General features: G+C 63.0%; 17 protein-coding genes. 5 read left to right on the forward strand and 12 right to left on the reverse strand.

Translation table 11 applies throughout. From position 1 onward, the window contains the following. Nucleotides 1–4: 4 nt before the first annotated feature. The 6 genes from MRBLMS1_RS24940 to MRBLMS1_RS24965 all read right to left on the reverse strand — a co-directional run bounded on the left by MRBLMS1_RS24940 (nucleotide 5) and on the right by MRBLMS1_RS24965 (nucleotide 4959). Entirely contained in the window at nucleotides 5–1777 is a 1773-nt protein-coding gene (locus MRBLMS1_RS24940) for an ABC transporter ATP-binding protein (protein ID WP_485882733.1), read from the reverse strand. Next, a complete protein-coding gene (locus tag MRBLMS1_RS24945; RefSeq protein WP_485882735.1) occupies nucleotides 1774–2328 on the reverse strand; it encodes a hypothetical protein in 555 nt (184 codons plus the stop codon). The genes MRBLMS1_RS24940 and MRBLMS1_RS24945 overlap by 4 nt, the downstream gene beginning before the upstream one ends. Next, the gene (locus MRBLMS1_RS24950; protein WP_485882737.1) at nucleotides 2328–2843 is read right to left on the reverse strand and encodes a MauE/DoxX family redox-associated membrane protein; all 516 of its coding nucleotides are present in this window, start codon (nucleotides 2841–2843) and stop codon (nucleotides 2328–2330) included. Before MRBLMS1_RS24950 ends, MRBLMS1_RS24945 begins: the two co-directional genes overlap by 1 nt. Further along, nucleotides 2837–3703, reverse strand: a complete 867-nt coding sequence (locus MRBLMS1_RS24955) for an SDH family Clp fold serine proteinase (RefSeq protein ID WP_485882739.1) — start codon at nucleotides 3701–3703, stop codon at nucleotides 2837–2839. The genes MRBLMS1_RS24950 and MRBLMS1_RS24955 overlap by 7 nt, the downstream gene beginning before the upstream one ends. Continuing rightward, complete coding sequence (locus MRBLMS1_RS24960; protein WP_485882741.1) at nucleotides 3685–4698, reverse strand: ATP-grasp domain-containing protein; 1014 nt, start codon at nucleotides 4696–4698, stop codon at nucleotides 3685–3687. The genes MRBLMS1_RS24955 and MRBLMS1_RS24960 overlap by 19 nt, the downstream gene beginning before the upstream one ends. 66 nt (nucleotides 4699–4764) lie before the next feature. Next, nucleotides 4765–4959, reverse strand: coding sequence for a hypothetical protein (locus MRBLMS1_RS24965; protein WP_034748139.1), 195 nt, complete (start codon nucleotides 4957–4959; stop codon nucleotides 4765–4767). Nucleotides 4960–5003: 44 nt separating this feature from the next. On the opposite strand from MRBLMS1_RS24965, the gene MRBLMS1_RS24970 reads away from it, so the two are divergent. The 4 genes from MRBLMS1_RS24970 (at nucleotide 5004) to MRBLMS1_RS24985 (ending at nucleotide 7935) form a co-directional block, all read left to right on the forward strand. Continuing rightward, entirely contained in the window at nucleotides 5004–5390 is a 387-nt protein-coding gene (locus MRBLMS1_RS24970) for a hypothetical protein (RefSeq protein ID WP_485882743.1), read from the forward strand. Nucleotides 5391–5671: 281 nt separating this feature from the next. Beyond that, nucleotides 5672–6055 (forward strand): hypothetical protein, encoded by a 384-nt coding sequence (locus tag MRBLMS1_RS24975; RefSeq protein WP_485882745.1) that lies wholly within the window; start codon nucleotides 5672–5674, stop codon nucleotides 6053–6055. 7 nt (nucleotides 6056–6062) lie between these two features. After that, entirely contained in the window at nucleotides 6063–6404 is a 342-nt protein-coding gene (locus MRBLMS1_RS24980) for an immunity protein Imm33 domain-containing protein (RefSeq protein WP_189396469.1), read from the forward strand. Nucleotides 6405–6489: 85 nt separating this feature from the next. Then, nucleotides 6490–7935, forward strand: a complete 1446-nt coding sequence (locus tag MRBLMS1_RS24985; protein ID WP_485882748.1) for a serine hydrolase domain-containing protein — start codon at nucleotides 6490–6492, stop codon at nucleotides 7933–7935. On the opposite strand, the gene MRBLMS1_RS24990 is transcribed toward MRBLMS1_RS24985, so the two are convergent. From MRBLMS1_RS24990 to lodA, 5 genes are all read right to left on the reverse strand, one after another. Next, on the reverse strand, nucleotides 7932–8507 hold the full coding sequence (locus tag MRBLMS1_RS24990) for a type 1 glutamine amidotransferase family protein (protein ID WP_485882750.1): 576 nt from the start codon (nucleotides 8505–8507) through the stop codon (nucleotides 7932–7934). The genes MRBLMS1_RS24985 and MRBLMS1_RS24990 overlap by 4 nt on opposite strands. Nucleotides 8508–8706: 199 nt before the next feature. After that, nucleotides 8707–9480 (reverse strand): ferredoxin--NADP reductase, encoded by a 774-nt coding sequence (locus MRBLMS1_RS24995; RefSeq protein ID WP_034748152.1) that lies wholly within the window; start codon nucleotides 9478–9480, stop codon nucleotides 8707–8709. Between the two features lie 245 nt (nucleotides 9481–9725). Next, nucleotides 9726–10841, reverse strand: a complete 1116-nt coding sequence (locus tag MRBLMS1_RS25000) for a tryptophan 7-halogenase (protein WP_485882753.1) — start codon at nucleotides 10839–10841, stop codon at nucleotides 9726–9728. Next, nucleotides 10838–11257 (reverse strand): hypothetical protein, encoded by a 420-nt coding sequence (locus MRBLMS1_RS25005; protein WP_485882755.1) that lies wholly within the window; start codon nucleotides 11255–11257, stop codon nucleotides 10838–10840. Before MRBLMS1_RS25005 ends, MRBLMS1_RS25000 begins: the two co-directional genes overlap by 4 nt. Further along, nucleotides 11254–13047, reverse strand: a complete 1794-nt coding sequence (gene lodA, locus MRBLMS1_RS25010; RefSeq protein ID WP_485882757.1) for a CTQ-dependent lysine 6-oxidase LodA — start codon at nucleotides 13045–13047, stop codon at nucleotides 11254–11256. Before lodA ends, MRBLMS1_RS25005 begins: the two co-directional genes overlap by 4 nt. Before the next feature lie 287 nt (nucleotides 13048–13334). Between lodA and MRBLMS1_RS25015 the strand changes: the two genes are divergently transcribed. Continuing rightward, complete coding sequence (locus MRBLMS1_RS25015) at nucleotides 13335–14840, forward strand: anion permease (protein WP_485883332.1); 1506 nt, start codon at nucleotides 13335–13337, stop codon at nucleotides 14838–14840. A 28-nt stretch (nucleotides 14841–14868) separates the two neighbouring features. On the opposite strand, the gene MRBLMS1_RS25020 is transcribed toward MRBLMS1_RS25015, so the two are convergent. Then, entirely contained in the window at nucleotides 14869–15243 is a 375-nt protein-coding gene (locus MRBLMS1_RS25020) for a hypothetical protein (RefSeq protein ID WP_485882759.1), read from the reverse strand. Nucleotides 15244–15251: the final 8 nt, after the last annotated feature.

The following is a 15251-nucleotide window of genomic DNA, read 5'->3' on the forward strand; positions in this document are numbered from 1 at the left end:
CACTTTACAGGGTTGCCGTACTGTCATGCAACTGCTGGAATTGCGACAGCTGCTGCTGCATCAGCCGCGCATACTGGCCGCCCGCGCGCAGCAGCTCGGCGTGCGTGCCTTGCTGGCAAATCCGGCCCTTGTCCATGACGATGATGCGGTCCGCTTTCACAATCGTCGAAAAACGGTGGGCGATGATGATGGTGGTGCATCCTTGCATCAGGGTATCGAGCGCGAGCTGCACCTGCTGTTCGCTGGCGGCATCGAGCGCGCTCGTCGCTTCGTCCAGGACGAGGATTTTCGGCGCGCGCAGGATGGCGCGGGCAATCGCGATGCGCTGCTTCTGTCCGCCGGACAATTGCACGCCCCGTTCGCCGACGAGGGTCTCGTAGCCGTCCGGAAAGGCCGCAATGAAATCATGGGCATGCGCCAGGCGCGCCGCCGCCACCATCGCTTCGCGCGCCACTACCCGGTCCGGCACGGCAAAGGCGATATTGTCGGCGATGCTGCCGGAAAACAGGGCCGGTTCCTGTTCCACCACGGCCATCTGCCGCCGCAGCTGCGTTACGCCCAGCACGTGCGCATCGATGCCGTCGAACTGCAGGCTGCCCGCGTCTATCTGGTAGTGGCCCAGCACCAGGCTGGCGATGGTGGACTTGCCCGCGCCCGAAGCGCCGACGAGGGCGATTTTTTCGCCCGCGCGGATGGACAGGCTGACGCCGTCGAGGGCCGTCACTTGGGTGCGCTCGGGGTAGGAAAAACGCACGTCGCGCAGCGCGATATGGCCGGCCAGCGGCGGTTGCGGCGCCGCTTCGGGCACGGGACGGTGGCTGCGCAGGATCTCGAAGATGCGGTCGGTCGAGCCCATCGTGCGCATCCACGTGTTCCAGAATTCGCTGATGGAGCCGGCCGTGTCCGTCACCATGCTGGCATAGATGACGAAGGCCGTCAGCTCGCCCACGCTCAAGCGGCCCTGGCCGATCAGGTGGGCGCCGAAACACAGGGTGGTCAGCAGGGCAACGAAGGCGAGCAAGCCCTGCGCGCCCTGGAACACGGCCAGCAGCCGCGTGCCGGCCAGGGACACACCCAGCAGTTCGCGCATCGCTTGCGCGTAGCGGGCCATGGCGCCGCCTTGCTGGTTGAACGCCTGCACCAGGCGCGCATGGGCAAAGTATTCCTGCGCCACCTTGCCGCTGGCGGCCAGGGTGGCGGAAATGGCCCGCGAACGCTGCCGGTAATTGCTGCCTGATAATTTGCCGAGATACAGGCTGATGGGAATGAACAAGGCCAGCGGCAGGCTCAGCATGGGTGACAGCTGTAGCAGCATGGCGATGCCGCCCAAAAACACGCACAGCGAGCGCAGGGCATTGGCCGCGCCGATGGTCAGGCTTTCATGCAGGGCCGACACGTCGGACGTGAGCCGGCTGTTGAGCTCGCCGCCATGGTGCTTGTCGAAGAAGGCGATGGGCTGGTTGATGACCACGTCGAACAGGCGCCGGCGCACGCCCATGACGATCATGTGGCCGCTCGATTGCAGCAGGTAGAAGCGGGCGGCAGAGGCCAGCGCATATAGCAGGCTGAAGGCCAGCATGGCGCCCACCATGCCCGGCGTAACGCCGCGCCGCGTCAGTTCCGCCACGTTATCGATGAAATACGCGATGGCTTGCGGAAAGGCCAGCTGCGCGCCCACGGTGAGGGCCATGCACAGCAGGCCGGCGGCGATGCGCCAGCGCACCGGGTACAGCAGGCGCAGGCGTTCCAGATGGGGGCCGATGTTTACATGGTTCATGCGGCGCGCTCCTGCGACGGTTCGGCGTTCAATTGTTCGGCCAGGGCCAGCCAGTCTTCATCACCGACCAGGCCGGCTGCTTCCACCGTGCCCTCGTGATTGACGAACACATAGGAAGGCGAACTCATCAGCGGGTTCACGCGCCGGTAATCGCGCAGCGTCAGCCGCGCCGTGGCTTCCCGCAAGATGCTGCTGGGCAAAAAGGCGCGCAGCCGGCGGGCCGGCTCTTCGCTGACCAGCCACAGGGCCAGACCGGCCTCGCGCGCCAGCGGCAGCAACTGCTCGATGCCGGCCAGCTTTTCCGCGCATTTCGGACAGCGGCTGGCCAGGAACAGCAGCACGGCCGCCTGGCCGCTGGCGCCCGGCTGGAAACGCGCGCCGCCAAGCAGCGGACGGGCTTGCACTGCCGCCAGCGGCTCGCCCGGTGCCAAAGCCGTGGGCGCGATGCGTTCGCGGCGGCTGGCGCGCAGCACGGCCAGGGTCAGCCAGATATTGCCGGCGAGGGCAAACGCCAGCGCCGCCAGCGCCAGTTGCAAGGTCGTATCATCCATCAGCCGGCCTTTGCCAACGTGGCGATATCGTGCAGGGAAATCACGGCCACGCAGACGATGGCCGCCAGTCCGGCGGCCAGGATTGAGGTGGCGACGGGCAGGGATGCCGTCTGCTCAAATGCGAAATAGGCACCGTTGATGCCGACCGCCAGCACGTTGCGCAGCAGGTCGTACTGCGACACGGGCCGCGCCGCTTCGCCAAAGCAGCTGCAGCGCACCACGCTGTGCGTGAAGTAGCGCCAGGCCAGCACGGCCGTGAGGGTACTCAACAGCAAGAGCGATAGCAGCATGGGCTGCTGCGTGCCGCCCGCCAGCAGCCAGCCGGCCAGCAGCAGTTCCACCGCCACCAGGGCCGGGGCAACCGCTCTGGCGGCAGCGGGCGGCACGCCGAACGAGGTGGCCAGGTTGCCGCGAAAGTCCCCGTAGCTGCGCAGCTTGCCCACGCTGGCCGCCAGCAGCAGCAAGGCGATGACATAGCGCGCGATATCGGACAAAAACGCGAGAGATGTCAGCATTGCGTGCTCCACAGCGGCGCGAAGCCGCCCGGACGCTGGCGCCGCAGCTGCACGCCGTCACGCGACGCCAGCAGGGCATCGTTCCACGGCTCGTCGGGCGCGCTGCGCAGGGCGCCGCCTATGCTCGATTGCAACTGCGTCGAGATGGCCCAGCCCAGCCGTTCGGCGTGGGCATCGCGGGCCATGTTCAAGCCCAGCTGCGCCAGCTCTTCGCGCGTCAACGCATAGTTGTGCGAGTGGTACCCGGTCACCAGTTGCGCGACAATGGCGCGCCGCGCTTCTGGCGTGGCATCGGGCAATTGCCAGGCCAGCAATTCCTCGCCGATCTGCGCCAGCTCCAGGGTGGTGCGATAGAAGGCCGTCAGGGAAGGGGGAAAGATGCTGCCGCACAGCAGGGACAGCGATTGCTGGCGCGCCTCGGCCGCATCGACGCCGAACCACTGCTGCGCCATGTCGCCAAACACCTTGATGTCCAGGCTGGATATTGAGCCGCCGTCGGCGCCATCGAGCTGCGGGTCGATGGGCGAGAACAGGGCGAGGTCGCCGGCGATGATCTCATCGGCGCCCAGGGCCAGCAAGGTGGCGGCCGACTGGCAGTGGAAGGGCACGATAAAGCTCAGGTGGCGCGCATGCTGGCGCAGCAGAAGGGCGATGCGCCGCGCCGCGTTGACGATGCCGCCGCGGCCGTGCAGCACCACGTCGAGGCGCGCCACGGGGCCGATGCCCTGGCACAGTTCATACAGAGCGGGCAGCAGTTCCATGTCCAGGTGCGAGGCGGCCAGGACGATGGCACGGCTGTCGCGCGCCAGTTCCAGTTCGCGCAGCTGGACGGGGATCTGGTTCAGGTCTGGCTGCGGCATAAGGCTCCTTCGATCAGGGTAGTGGCCACGCTTTCCAGCAGGGGCAAGGCGGGCACCAGTTGTTGCACATACAAAAATTGACCAACAGGATTGTTTTCCAGGAAAACATATTCGCCTTCGGGCGTGACGATGAGGTCCAGCGCGCCATACTCGAGCCCATAGCTGTGCACGAAAGCGAGGCAGCGCTGCCGTATGTCATCGGGCAAGGCCGTGGCTTCATAGCGGATGGGGGCCGACATGTCGCGCGAATCGATGGCCGTGCGCGCATCGTCCTGGGAATACAGGCGCGCGGCAAACAGGCGCTTGCCGATTACGGTGACCCGCAATTCATATTGCTTGGCGATATATTCCTGGAACTGGCAGCTCAGTTCGCTGACGGCGTCAAGGCTATCGAGCATGGCGTCGTCGACGATGGTGGTGCCGAGGCCGCTGCTGACCCTGTCCACGTCTTCGACGGCTTCGGCGGCCAGGCTGGGTGTGGACATGGATTTGAAAATGATGGGGCCGCCGACGGTGGCGCGGAAAGCGCGCACGTCGTCGGGTACGTTGGTAATCACGGTGGCGGGCACGCGGAAACCTATGCGCGCGGCCCGCGCCAGCTGTTCACCTTTCCATTGGGCGCCGCGCAGGGCCAGCGGATGGCTGAGCCAGTAGCAATCGAGACTGTACAGCACGCTGAAGATCGCTTGCTCCGTTTCCAGCTGGGCGTAGGCACGTTCCTGCGGCGTCAGGTCGGCGCTGAGGTAGGCATAGTCGGCCGGCTTGCGCAGCCAGACGGCGCCCACTTGCTGCAAATCAAGCCAGTCACCATCGGGCAAGCGGCGCAGGCGCGCACTGGCGCGGCCGTCCAGCAGACGCTGGCACAGCTGGTAATCGCGGGGAAAGGCGTCGAGATCGATACGGAAGGGGGCATGGCCGCGCTCGGCCAGGATAGGGGAAACCAGGTCGGCGTGCAGATCGCCGCTATGGCTGATAATCAATACCTTTTTATGCATTCAGGGGCCTGCGGCGAAGGAAAGTAAAAGGCCTTGCCGTGGCAAGGCCTTCAGTTGGCTAGGGTATCAGCAATACACGCCCGTATCGTTCGGGGAAAAACGCGAACTGTCGCGCAGATTGTAATCTTCCGGATCGCCGTAATACGTGCAGCCGGCCACGGCTACGCCATCGCGCACCTGCCATGGTTGCTTGACTTCCTTGTCTGCCTCTTTCTCCGCCAGTTTGAAAGCAAACAGCTTGGTTTGATTCTGTTTTTGCATTGTCATCCTCTTGTCGTGGTTAAGTACCGCTTATTGAATATCCAGTGGCGCCGGTTTTTAAATACCGGATTTTAAAATTCTTCGTCGATAAAGAATCAGTTAATGTTGGTATTTATTATGAATGCCGCGCGCAGAAATATACTGCGCCGCAATTGGCGCCAATTCATCAAGTCGGGATTGGAATAAAACCCCGCCAGGGGCGAGGTTCCAGGGTGCTGCGAAGATCAGCAATACTGGCCGCTGTCGTTCGGCCTGAGACGCGAAGAGTCGCGATATTGATCATGGGTGCCGACTGCGGTGCAGCCAGCCACGGCGACGCCGTCGCGCACTTTCCAGGCAGTGGCGGGCGCCGCTTGTTTTTGCACCTGTTTTTCAGCCAGTTTGAACGCGAACAATTTGGTTTGATTTTGCATTGTACTATCCTCTTGTGATGGTTAAGTACTGCTTGCACTGTATGCCATGGTCTATGGCCATTCGATATTAGCGCCGGAATAAATAAGCGTCAATTGAAAATCAATCGTATTCGCGATTATCTGTTTTGAATACTCACCAAATATCACGCCGACCGATTATATTATTGCAGTGCGATAAATAATAAGAGTACCGATTTAAATGACCGGCAAGCGGTCTGATTATGGATGGCAAACGGATAGCCTAGGCGCGCGGCCACGCACTATAATGGCGCCTGTTGAATGGACAGGGCAGGAGCCACATGATGGAAATGGCAGTTACCGACAGCCTGCGTCAGCTGGCATACGCGCAGGCAGCGGCCTTCGTGCAGACGCTCGACGGGCGCGATCCTGTTGCGCTGCAACGCGACTGGGGCCTGTCGCCGGGCGTGGCCGACGAGATCATCGAAATGCTCGACAGCTATTTTGCGGCGGACCAGGCATTGTCACTGGCGCCGCTGGCGCAAGCCTTCGTGCCGGGCAAGGGCGGCCGTCTTCCCGTCGACGTGTATGCCACCGACGCCGGGTCGCTGGGCCTGGAATGCCTGCTGCTGGCCGATGGCAAGCCGGGCGAAGCGATTTTGCACCTTGAAATGTCTGGCCACGATGGCGCGCTGCGCCTCCATTACCGCTACATCGGATCCTGAGAACAAGATGATGAAGAACCTGACTGAACTGATCAGCGAAAAACAGCAGCGCATCTGCGACAAATTCGGCTTGCCGGCGCAAGCGCCCGAACCCATGGTGGCCCTGGCCATCGGCAGCCTGGCGCAGTCGCCGATCTACGGCACGCGCATCGAGTTGCCGGAAAACGGCACCATCAGCTGGTTCATCCACTGCGGCGAACACGACGACGCCAGTGGCTTTTACCAGCCCCTGCATGCGGAACACCTGCACGAGATGCTGCCGCAGGTGGTCGATTACCTGGCCTTGCCCAGCGGTGCCAGGTTCATTCTCGACCGCGAAGGGTACGAGGATGTGTGGCTGGACGAGTAACTTTCTGACTGGCAAGATTGTCGTTGACGTTGACAAATAGGTATGGGATGCTGCGGTTCCGTTTTCTCCTGCCGAAAGCCGCATCGTGAAGCCACGCCTCCCGTCCGTCCTGCTCGTCATGGCGCTTGCCGCCGTTCCCGCCAGCCATGCGCAGACATCGCGTGCCGAACATGATATTGCCGCCTTCGTGCGCAGCGAAATGCAGGAGCGCCAGATTCCAGGGCTGCAACTGGCCGTGATACAGCATGGCAAGGTTGTGCTGAAGCGCAACTTTGGCCTGGCCAGCCTGCAATACCAGGTGCCCGTGACGGGCACGAGCCTGTTTTCCATCAACTCGGCAACGAAAGCGTTTGCTGGCGTGGCTGTGATGCAGCTGGTGCAAGAGGGCAAGATCGACCTGGCCGCACCGATTGGCCAGTACCTGACGGACTTGCCTGTCGCCTGGCGAGCCGTGACGGTGACGCAATTGCTCAACCATACCTCGGGCTTGCCCGACGTGCTGGACCAGCGCAGCGGCAAGCTGGTGGGGCCGCTGCCGGACGACGCCGATGCGGCCTGGACAGCCGTGCAGGCGCTGGTCGTGGAAGCCCCGCCAGGCCAGCGCTACCGCTACAACCAGACCAATTATGTGTTGCTGGCGCAATTGATCGAGCGGCTAGGCGGCCAGCCCTTTACTACTTTTATCCAGCGCCGGCAGTTTGACGTGGCCGGCATGCGGCACAGCGGCTTTGGCGACGCGAAGGACGTGGTCGCCAACAAGGCCAGTTCCTACGTGCTGGGCCGGGGCGGCAACGGCTACCGCAACGTGATCGAAGACTTTCCCTTGTTTATGCGCGCCGGGGCCGGCATCAACAGCAATGCGGGCGAACTGGCCAACTGGCTCATCGCGCTGCAGTCGGGACGCTTGCTTGCACCTGCCAGTGTGGAGCGGCTGTGGCAGCCGACCAGCCTGAATGACGGCAAGCCGGCGCCGTGGGCGCTGGGCTGGCCCACCATCGGCCGCGATGGCCACCGCGCCGTGGCCGGCATCGGCGGTGGCCGCTCGGCATTTTATGTGTATCCGAACGATGGTCTGGCCGTCATTATCCTCAGCAACCTGGCTGGCGGCCAGCCGGAACAGCTGATCGATACCGTCGCCGGCTTTTATCTTCCCGCCCTGCGCCAGCAGCGCGGCGGCGCGTATGCCGCGCACTTGCTGCGCAAGCAGGCGGCCAGCGCCGGTTTCGACGGGCTGGACAAGAAACTGGCGGCCATCCTGCGCCAGCATGGCCTGCCGGAACCCACGGAAGACGACCTGAATGCCTGGGGCTACCGCCTGCTGGGCCGGCAGCAGCCGAAACAGGCCGTGGCCGTCTTCCAGCTGGGTGTGCAACTGTACCCGCAAGGGGCGAATGGCCACGACAGCCTGGCCGAAGCCTGCGAGGCGGACGGCGCCAAGGCGCTGGCTGTCACGCATTACCGCCGTTCGCTGGAACTGGACCCGGGCAATGCGCACGCCGTGGCGCGCCTGCGCGTGCTGGGTGCCGATTAGCGGGCTGCCTGGCCGTGCTCGGCCCCATGCATGGCCAGGTAAGCGGCCAGATTCTCATCGTCTATGCCGAGGGCGCGCAAGACTTCCCTGGTGAAGGTGACGGGCGCCGTGCCCGGTGCCGTGATGACCCGCTGGTCGCCCACGGCCCACGGCACGTCCTGGTACAGGGCCGCACCCGCATAGCCCGTATCCGTCAGGTTCTCGGCCGAATTCGAGGTGTGGCGCACGGTGTCGAGCACGCCCGCCTGCGCCAGCACGCGCGTGCCGTCGCAAATGCCGGCCAGCACCACGCCCTTGTCGCGGGCCGCGCGCAGCAGCGGGCCCAGGTCGGGCGCCTTGCCGCTTTGCCAGAAGCTGCCGCCACACACCATCAGCAAGTCGAGTTCGTCGAGCACGATCTCTTCGAGCGCCAGTTGCGGCGTGACCAGCATGCCGCCGGACGAGGTGACGGGCAAGCCGCCCGGCGTGGCGAACTGCGTGTAAAAGCCGTAGTACAGGCGCGCCGTGGAATTGAGCAGGGCGGTTTCCCAATCGGCAAAGTTCTCGGTCAGAATGGTGATGGCACGTGTCATGAAAAGTCCTGTCTCAGGTGGAGATATCAATAGTACCGGCTTGCTAGCCAGCTGGTGCCGAAATCATAATAAAAAGTACTGACAATTTCTGTCAGGAGCGCGCAGGAAATGATGGCGCAAGTTGCAATGAAAAAGGCCCGGCACCGCCGCGGGAAGCAGCGGGGCCGGGCCCCTGTATTTGCTACGAGTTTGCTGCGGATTACTTCTCGGCGAACGCGCGCTCGACAACGAAGTCGCCAGGCGTCGAGGTATTGCCTTCCTTGAAGCCACGCGCTTCCAGCATTTCCTTCAGGTCGCGCAGCATGTCCGAGCTGCCGCAGATCATCACGCGGTCTTCGGCCGGGTTCAGCGCCGGCACGCCCAGGTCTTCGGCCAGCTTGCCGTTCTCGATCAGTTCCGTGATGCGGCCCATGTTGCGGAAGTCTTCGCGCGTCACGGTCGGGTAGTAGCGCAGCTTGTCACTGACCATTTCGCCCAGGAACTCATGCTTCGGCAAATGCTCTTCCAGCAAGTCGTGGTAAGCCAGTTCATCGACCTGGCGCACGCCGTGCACGAGGATCAGCTGGTCGAAACGCTCGTAGATGTCCGGATCGCGCACGATGCTGAGGAAAGGCGCCAGGCCCGTGCCCGTCGACAGCATGTACAGGCGCTTGCCTGGCAGCAGGTAATCGGACACCAGGGTGCCCGTCGGCTTGCGGCCGACGATGACGGTGTCGCCCACTTGCAAGTGCTGCAAGCGCGACGTCAATGGGCCGCCCGGCACCTTGATGCTGAAAAATTCCAGATGGTCTTCGTAATTGGCGCTGGCGATACTGTAGGCACGCAGCAAAGGCTTGCCGTCGACGCGCAGGCCGATCATGGTGAAATGGCCATTCGAGAAACGCAGCGACGGGTCGCGCGTGGTGGTAAAGGAGAACAGGGTATCCGTCCAGTGGTGCACGCTTAATACGCGCTCTTCATTCATCGAACTCATAGTGTTTATTGGCTGGTCAAAAAAATGGTTAGTTGCTGGCAACTGCTGGCAAAAGTGAAACCCTGTGTAGGCCCAGACGCTATTGTACCGGCCTCCGCACGAAATTGTTACCGTCTATCGCCGCCATTGCTGCCGCACGCGGTGCCAACATTATAGTGCGAATGGCAAGGCGGGGCTGGAATTGGGCCGGAAACGGACCGTGGACCTGCGCTCTCTTGACCTGGCTCACTTTTTTGCCGGGGGCGTCAGGATGCGGACCGGCGCTGCCAGAACGGCGCCTCCCGCCAGCGCTGCTCGGCGCCGTAAAAGCCGCGCCGCATCTGCAGATAGGTTTCAAACGCGGCGAAAACGCTGCGCCGGTAGCCCGCCGCCATGCCCCGGTCGCCGGCCAGAAACGCTTCCGCTACCCGCGCCGCATGGATGCCGGAAGCCATGGCCTGGCCGATACCCAGCGACGAGATCGGGTCGAAGCAGGCGGCCGCGTCGCCCGCCGCCGTCCAGTTTTCATCGGCCGGCAGCGACGCCACCCGGCTGTGGATGGCGTAATGGCGCAGGGCGCTTGGCGCGGGCAGGCGCGCGAGAATATCGCCCACATGGCGCGTGCCCATGCCGGCCTCGCGCCAGGGCGTAGTCTCCTTCAGCCGCAGGTGCTTGAGGATGTCGGCATCCGTGATGAAGGCCAGCGCCACGCGGTCGCCGGGCAGGGGCGCCGCGTAATACCAGCCGTGCTGCGTCGTTTCCACCAGGGTGCGGTGCGGCAGGAATTGCGGTACGTCCAGCTGATAATAGGCGTACAGCGCCACCAGCGAGTCTTCCGTGTGGATCGGGCGCTTGCGCTGGCGCACGATGGCCGCCTGCTTGCCGCTGCAATCGATCAGGTAGCGGACCGTCAGGTCCGTTTCCTGCCCCTCGCTCGCCACGCGCAGGCGCCACGGGTCGCCGTGTTCGAGCTGCACCAGTTGCGCAGGGCGCAACAAGTCCACGCCCGCCAGCCGCGCCTGCTCAAGCAGGATGGCGTCGTATTGCCTGCGGTCCAGGTGCAAGCCGTGGCCGTGGCTGCTGAAGACGGCGTCGCGCGACATCAGTTCCGCGCTGCCCCACGCGGCCGCGTGGGAAAACGCGGGCAGCTGGGCGCCGTCCAGCAGGTCGCGGCCCACGCCCAGGAAGTCCAGCATCGAAAAGATGGATGACGATACCGTTTCGCCAGCCCGGTAATCGTCGAACAGCTGCTTTTCCAGCAAGGCGATGCGCAAGCCCGTGTAGCGGGCCAGGGTCAGGGCGGCGGCAGTGCCGGCGGCACCGCCGCCGACAATGACGACGTCGTAGTCGCGCGATGACGACGTGTTTGGCGTGATACTCAATGGGAAAACCGGCGCCGGTTGGCAGGCTGGATTTTCTTCGGCGTGTCGTGCACGGCCACTTGCGCGCCGCCGCTGGCAAACAGCTGCGATGCCTTTTCGGGCGCCGTCTGCGGATCCTCGTCCTTGAGGAACCACGCGGGCAGGTAGTTGGAATCGTCGCCCGTGATGAAACTGCTGGCATTGCCGACCCCGACGCTGGCGGCCACGAACTTTGCGTGATTGCGCTCCTTCTCGACAAAATACGGGTACTGGCGGCCCGATTCGGCATCCTGGTTCTGGTTCACGATGAAACCGAGGTAGTGCCAGGAGCTGATCATTTGCGAAAAACTGTTCATGCCGCGGCTGTACATCACCTGCATGCCGGCCGGCACACCGGCAAGCGCCTGCTCTTCCTTGGTGGTGGCGCCGTTGATCACGTTCCACGGGCTTTGCGGTGGCCACCAGTAGGCGTAGTAGGTGGGGGCACGGGGATGAGCGTGTCGGGATTCTTGACGAGGTCCGGATTGTCGAAGTTAATCATCTGCACGGAGCAGTCATAGAAGTCGGCCTGCCACGGGATGGCCATGCGCTTGGTCAGGTCGCCCGGTTCGCAGCCGGTGCCGACGGTCGGGGCGTTCCAGTCCAGCGGTTCGCACTCGTCGCGGCCCGCCGACAGGCCATTTTTTGCGTAGTCGGCATCCACGCGGTGCAGGATGGCGTACGGTTTCCCGTAGATGATGGGATTGCGCACGCTCCACGTCACTTCGATGCCGGGGCACATGGGTTCGCCCACGCAATTGCCGATGGACGCCTGATCGAGCGGGTCGATGCCGGGCAGCGCCAGGCCCGGCGCATCGGCGGCGAACTTGCCGGCCGCCCATTGCTGCAAGGCAAAGTATTGCGTATCCGTCAGCACGGAAAATTTGCTGATGACGTTGTTGCGCACGGAATTGCTGCCCGAATTCAAGGGCATCAGCGGTATGCCCGCGCCGGGGTTTTCCGTCGTGGCTTCGCTGAACAATTGTCCGCCCTGGCCACCGGTGAATCCCGGTGCCTGTTCTTCCGTGCCGGGCCGGATGGCCGACGGCTTCCTGAAATAGCTGAAGAATTTTTCGCGCTGCGGCCGGTTCGCTTCCGACGCATCGGCCACGTCAAAGTTGGGGCGGATGAAGGCCGTCATCGACGGCACCGTCGCCACCCACTGGTAATCGCCTATTCTGGCCAGGAATGGCTGGATGTCCTGCGCGTAATTGACGACATAGTCGGGATTCCAGCCCTCGCTGCCGCTCCAGCGGGCGGTGTCGTAGGCCTCGGGCAGCGCGTTCTTGTATTTGATGGCCATGTCGGCCACGACGTCATCCCAGGTGGAAATGTTCACCAGTTCTGGCGCGAACTTCGGCGAGCCGATGACCACCCAGGCTTTCAGTTCCACGGACGGGCTGCCATCCGTAAAATGGATGGTCGCGCTGACGGGGCCATCGCCCACGTCGTCATTCCACGTGTCGCCGCCGCCAAAGCCCGTGATGCTTTCGGAGCCGCCGGCGCGGCCATAGGCGCCGATCACCAGCAGGTTGCCGCGCGAATCCGTGCGCATTTCACCGAGGGTGCGCACGGGATAGCCTTGCGTGATGGCCTGCGGATCGGGGAAGGAGACGTGCGCATAGGAACCGGCGCCATCCTTGTCGAAATGGGCCTTGCCCAGCGGCGCATCGAGTGTGCGCGGTCCCGGATCGACGATCAGTTTTTGCCGTGCCACATCTCCCTTGACGGTGTCATTGCGCAGATTGGTCCATGACGTGGGCGTCAGATTCCAGGCGGGCGGCGTATTTTCCCAGGTTTCATAGCTGTTGTATGGGCCGAACATCAAGTCGCCCAGCAGGGGAATGAAGTTCCACCACGCTGCCTTCTTGTTTGCCACGTGCACCGTCCACTCGATTTTGGCAATGCTCGGGTCTTGCAGGTCGACGAGGACTTTTTCGCCGGGACGTCCCGCCACCGTCTTGTAAATGCGGAAACTGGCTGCCTGGCGCCGCACGCGGCCGGCCGCATCCTTGAACTGGGCAACGTGGACCGGCTTGCCATCGACTACCTGCGGATCGTTATTGCTGTCGACTTCGATCGGCAGCCCGCCGATCGTTTCCGGCGCCAGATAAAACGAATCATGGCTGTTGCCCACGCGGGCAATGCCGATCGATGGATGTATCGAGTACTGTTCCGTGCTATTCATCAAGTTTTCCCCTGAAAGGTTGGCAATCCTGGTGGCATATCTTGCGGCGGCTACGGGGAAAGATACAGAGAAAAATTGACAAAAAAGTCACCCATTGTCACTTGCCGTCAATATATTCCGGCACTCTGATAGCGCTCAAGTCAACGATTCGGGAATTTCCTGGCAGGGGCAGGCGTAATGGAGCAGGGTACTGGCGCCTGAGCTTGTATGATGTTGCTAAAAAGAATTATCACCAATCCACTCGGGCGACCGCCCGCCAGGATGCCTGTCCAGCAAAGGAAATCATGATGTATAAAACAGTGCGCGACCTGTTCCTGCATTTCAAGGAAGCCGTCCCATTCCGCCTCGTCCCCGCCCTAATCTGCACGGTCTTGCTGGTCAGCATGCTGTTGCTGCCGGCGCCCGATGGCTTGACGCCCAAGGCCTGGGGCCTGGTGGCGATTTTCCTCACCACGATTCTGGCGATCATCCTGAAAGTCATGCCGATCGGCGTGATGGCGATGATGGCCATCGTCATCGTGTCCTTGTCGCAAGTGACGTCGACCTCGTCCAAAGGCGCCATCACGGATGCGCTCAGCAGTTTTTCGAATCCCTTGATCTGGCTGATCGTCGTGGCGATTCTGATTTCGCGCGGCTTGAAAAAGACGGGGCTGGGCAGCCGCATCGGCCTGCTGTTCATTTCCTTGCTGGGCAAGCGCACCATGGGCATCGGCTACGGCTTGGCGATTTGCGAACTGGTGCTGGCGCCCTTTACGCCCAGTAACACGGCGCGCGGCGGCGGCATCGTCCACCCCGTCATGAAATCGATCGCCAATGCCTTCGATTCGGACCCGGCCAAGGGTACGGAAAAGAAGGTGGGCACATATCTGGCCCTCGTCAATTACCACGCCAATCCGATCACCTCGGCCATGTTCCTCACTGCGACGGCACCGAACCCGCTCGTGGTCGACTTCGTGGCCAAGGCCAGCGGCCAGAGTTTCCACCTGACGTGGACCACCTGGGCCCTGTGCATGCTGCTGCCGGGCCTCGTCTGTCTGCTGGTGATGCCCCTGATTATCTACTGGCTGTCGCCGCCGGAACTCAAAGCCACGCCCGACGCCGTCACCTATGCCAAGGCGGAACTGAAAGGCATGGGCCCGCTGTCGCCGTCGGAAAAAGTCATGCTGGGCACCTTCGCCCTGTTGCTGCTGCTGTGGGCCAACGTGCCGGCCATGCTGTTCGGCCCCGCGTTTTCGCTCGATGCGACGGTGGTTGCCTTTGTCGGCTTGTTCGTGCTGATCATTACCGGCACCATCGACTGGGATGATGTGCTGTCGGAAAAGAGCGCCTGGGATACTCTCGTGTGGTTCGGCGCGCTCGTCATGATGGCCGAGCAGCTGAACAAGACGGGCGTGATCGCCTGGTTCTCGGCCGGCATGAAGGCGGCCATCGTCGCCAGCGGCATGGACTGGCTGCCGATCGCCGGCGTCCTGGTGCTGGTATTCGTTTTTTCGCATTACTTCTTCGCCAGCACGACGGCCCACATCAGCGCCATGCTGCTGGCCTTCCTGACGGTGGGCCTGCACCTGATCCCGGCCGAATACCACGTCCCCTTCATGCTCATGATGACGGCCGGCTCGGCCATCATGATGACCCTGACCCACTACGCGACGGGTACTTCGCCCATCATTTTCGGCAGCGGTTTCGTGACGATGGGCAACTGGTGGCGGGTCGGCTTCATCATGTGCGTGATCGAATTGCTGATCTTTGCCGTCGTCGGCACGACGTGGTGGAAGGTGCTGGGCTACTGGTAATACCAGCGGCCAGCAGTCAGCTGCCCCGTCACGGCAGCTGGCCGCGCACGACATGCAGCAGATATTCGCGCGCGGCGGCCCGTTCCATGCCTTTTTCCATCAGCGGCGGCAACAGGCGCTCAAACAGCTGGCGCCGCTGCAGCGATGCCTCGGAGGTGTCGCGCCGGTCCGAAAAGAAATCCATCAGGGTCGAGCCGCACAGGCAGTTGCGGTAGACCTCGACGATGGCCACGTTGTTGTCATCGAAGCTTTGTTTCAGCCCCGAGACATTCTGGCGCATCGATTGCGTCTGCAAAATGAACTCGTCCGCCGTGGCGAATTCGCGCCCGCAGCAGGCGCAATGCTTGGGGAAGGCGGCTTCGGCCAGCGCGCGCAAACCTTCGAAGAACAGCTGATCCTGCATGGCGGCTC

Origin of the sequence: Massilia sp. LMS1-1-1.1, assembly GCF_040815535.1 — a bacterium.
Lineage (GTDB): Bacteria > Pseudomonadota > Gammaproteobacteria > Burkholderiales > Burkholderiaceae_D > Janthinobacterium > Janthinobacterium aestuarii.

Bases quoted from the DNA above. Each gene is read 5' to 3' on its own strand.
- MRBLMS1_RS24980 (WP_189396469.1), top strand. From the start codon at position 6,063: ATGATGAAGAACCTGACTGAACTGATCAGCGAAAAACAGCAGCGCATC.
- MRBLMS1_RS24995 (WP_034748152.1), bottom strand. From the start codon at position 9,480: ATGAGTTCGATGAATGAAGAGCGCGTATTAAGCGTGCACCACTGGACG.
- MRBLMS1_RS24940 (WP_485882733.1), bottom strand. From the start codon at position 1,777: ATGAACCATGTAAACATCGGCCCCCATCTGGAACGCCTGCGCCTGCTG.
- MRBLMS1_RS24950 (WP_485882737.1), bottom strand. From the start codon at position 2,843: ATGCTGACATCTCTCGCGTTTTTGTCCGATATCGCGCGCTATGTCATC.
- MRBLMS1_RS24975 (WP_485882745.1), top strand. From the start codon at position 5,672: ATGATGGAAATGGCAGTTACCGACAGCCTGCGTCAGCTGGCATACGCG.
- MRBLMS1_RS24945 (WP_485882735.1), bottom strand. From the start codon at position 2,328: ATGGATGATACGACCTTGCAACTGGCGCTGGCGGCGCTGGCGTTTGCC.
- MRBLMS1_RS24990 (WP_485882750.1), bottom strand. From the start codon at position 8,507: ATGACACGTGCCATCACCATTCTGACCGAGAACTTTGCCGATTGGGAA.
- MRBLMS1_RS25015 (WP_485883332.1), top strand. From the start codon at position 13,335: ATGTATAAAACAGTGCGCGACCTGTTCCTGCATTTCAAGGAAGCCGTC.
- MRBLMS1_RS24965 (WP_034748139.1), bottom strand. From the start codon at position 4,959: ATGCAAAAACAGAATCAAACCAAGCTGTTTGCTTTCAAACTGGCGGAG.
- MRBLMS1_RS24955 (WP_485882739.1), bottom strand. From the start codon at position 3,703: ATGCCGCAGCCAGACCTGAACCAGATCCCCGTCCAGCTGCGCGAACTG.
- MRBLMS1_RS25020 (WP_485882759.1), bottom strand. From the start codon at position 15,243: ATGCAGGATCAGCTGTTCTTCGAAGGTTTGCGCGCGCTGGCCGAAGCC.
- MRBLMS1_RS24960 (WP_485882741.1), bottom strand. From the start codon at position 4,698: ATGCATAAAAAGGTATTGATTATCAGCCATAGCGGCGATCTGCACGCC.
- lodA (WP_485882757.1), bottom strand. From the start codon at position 13,047: ATGAATAGCACGGAACAGTACTCGATACATCCATCGATCGGCATTGCC.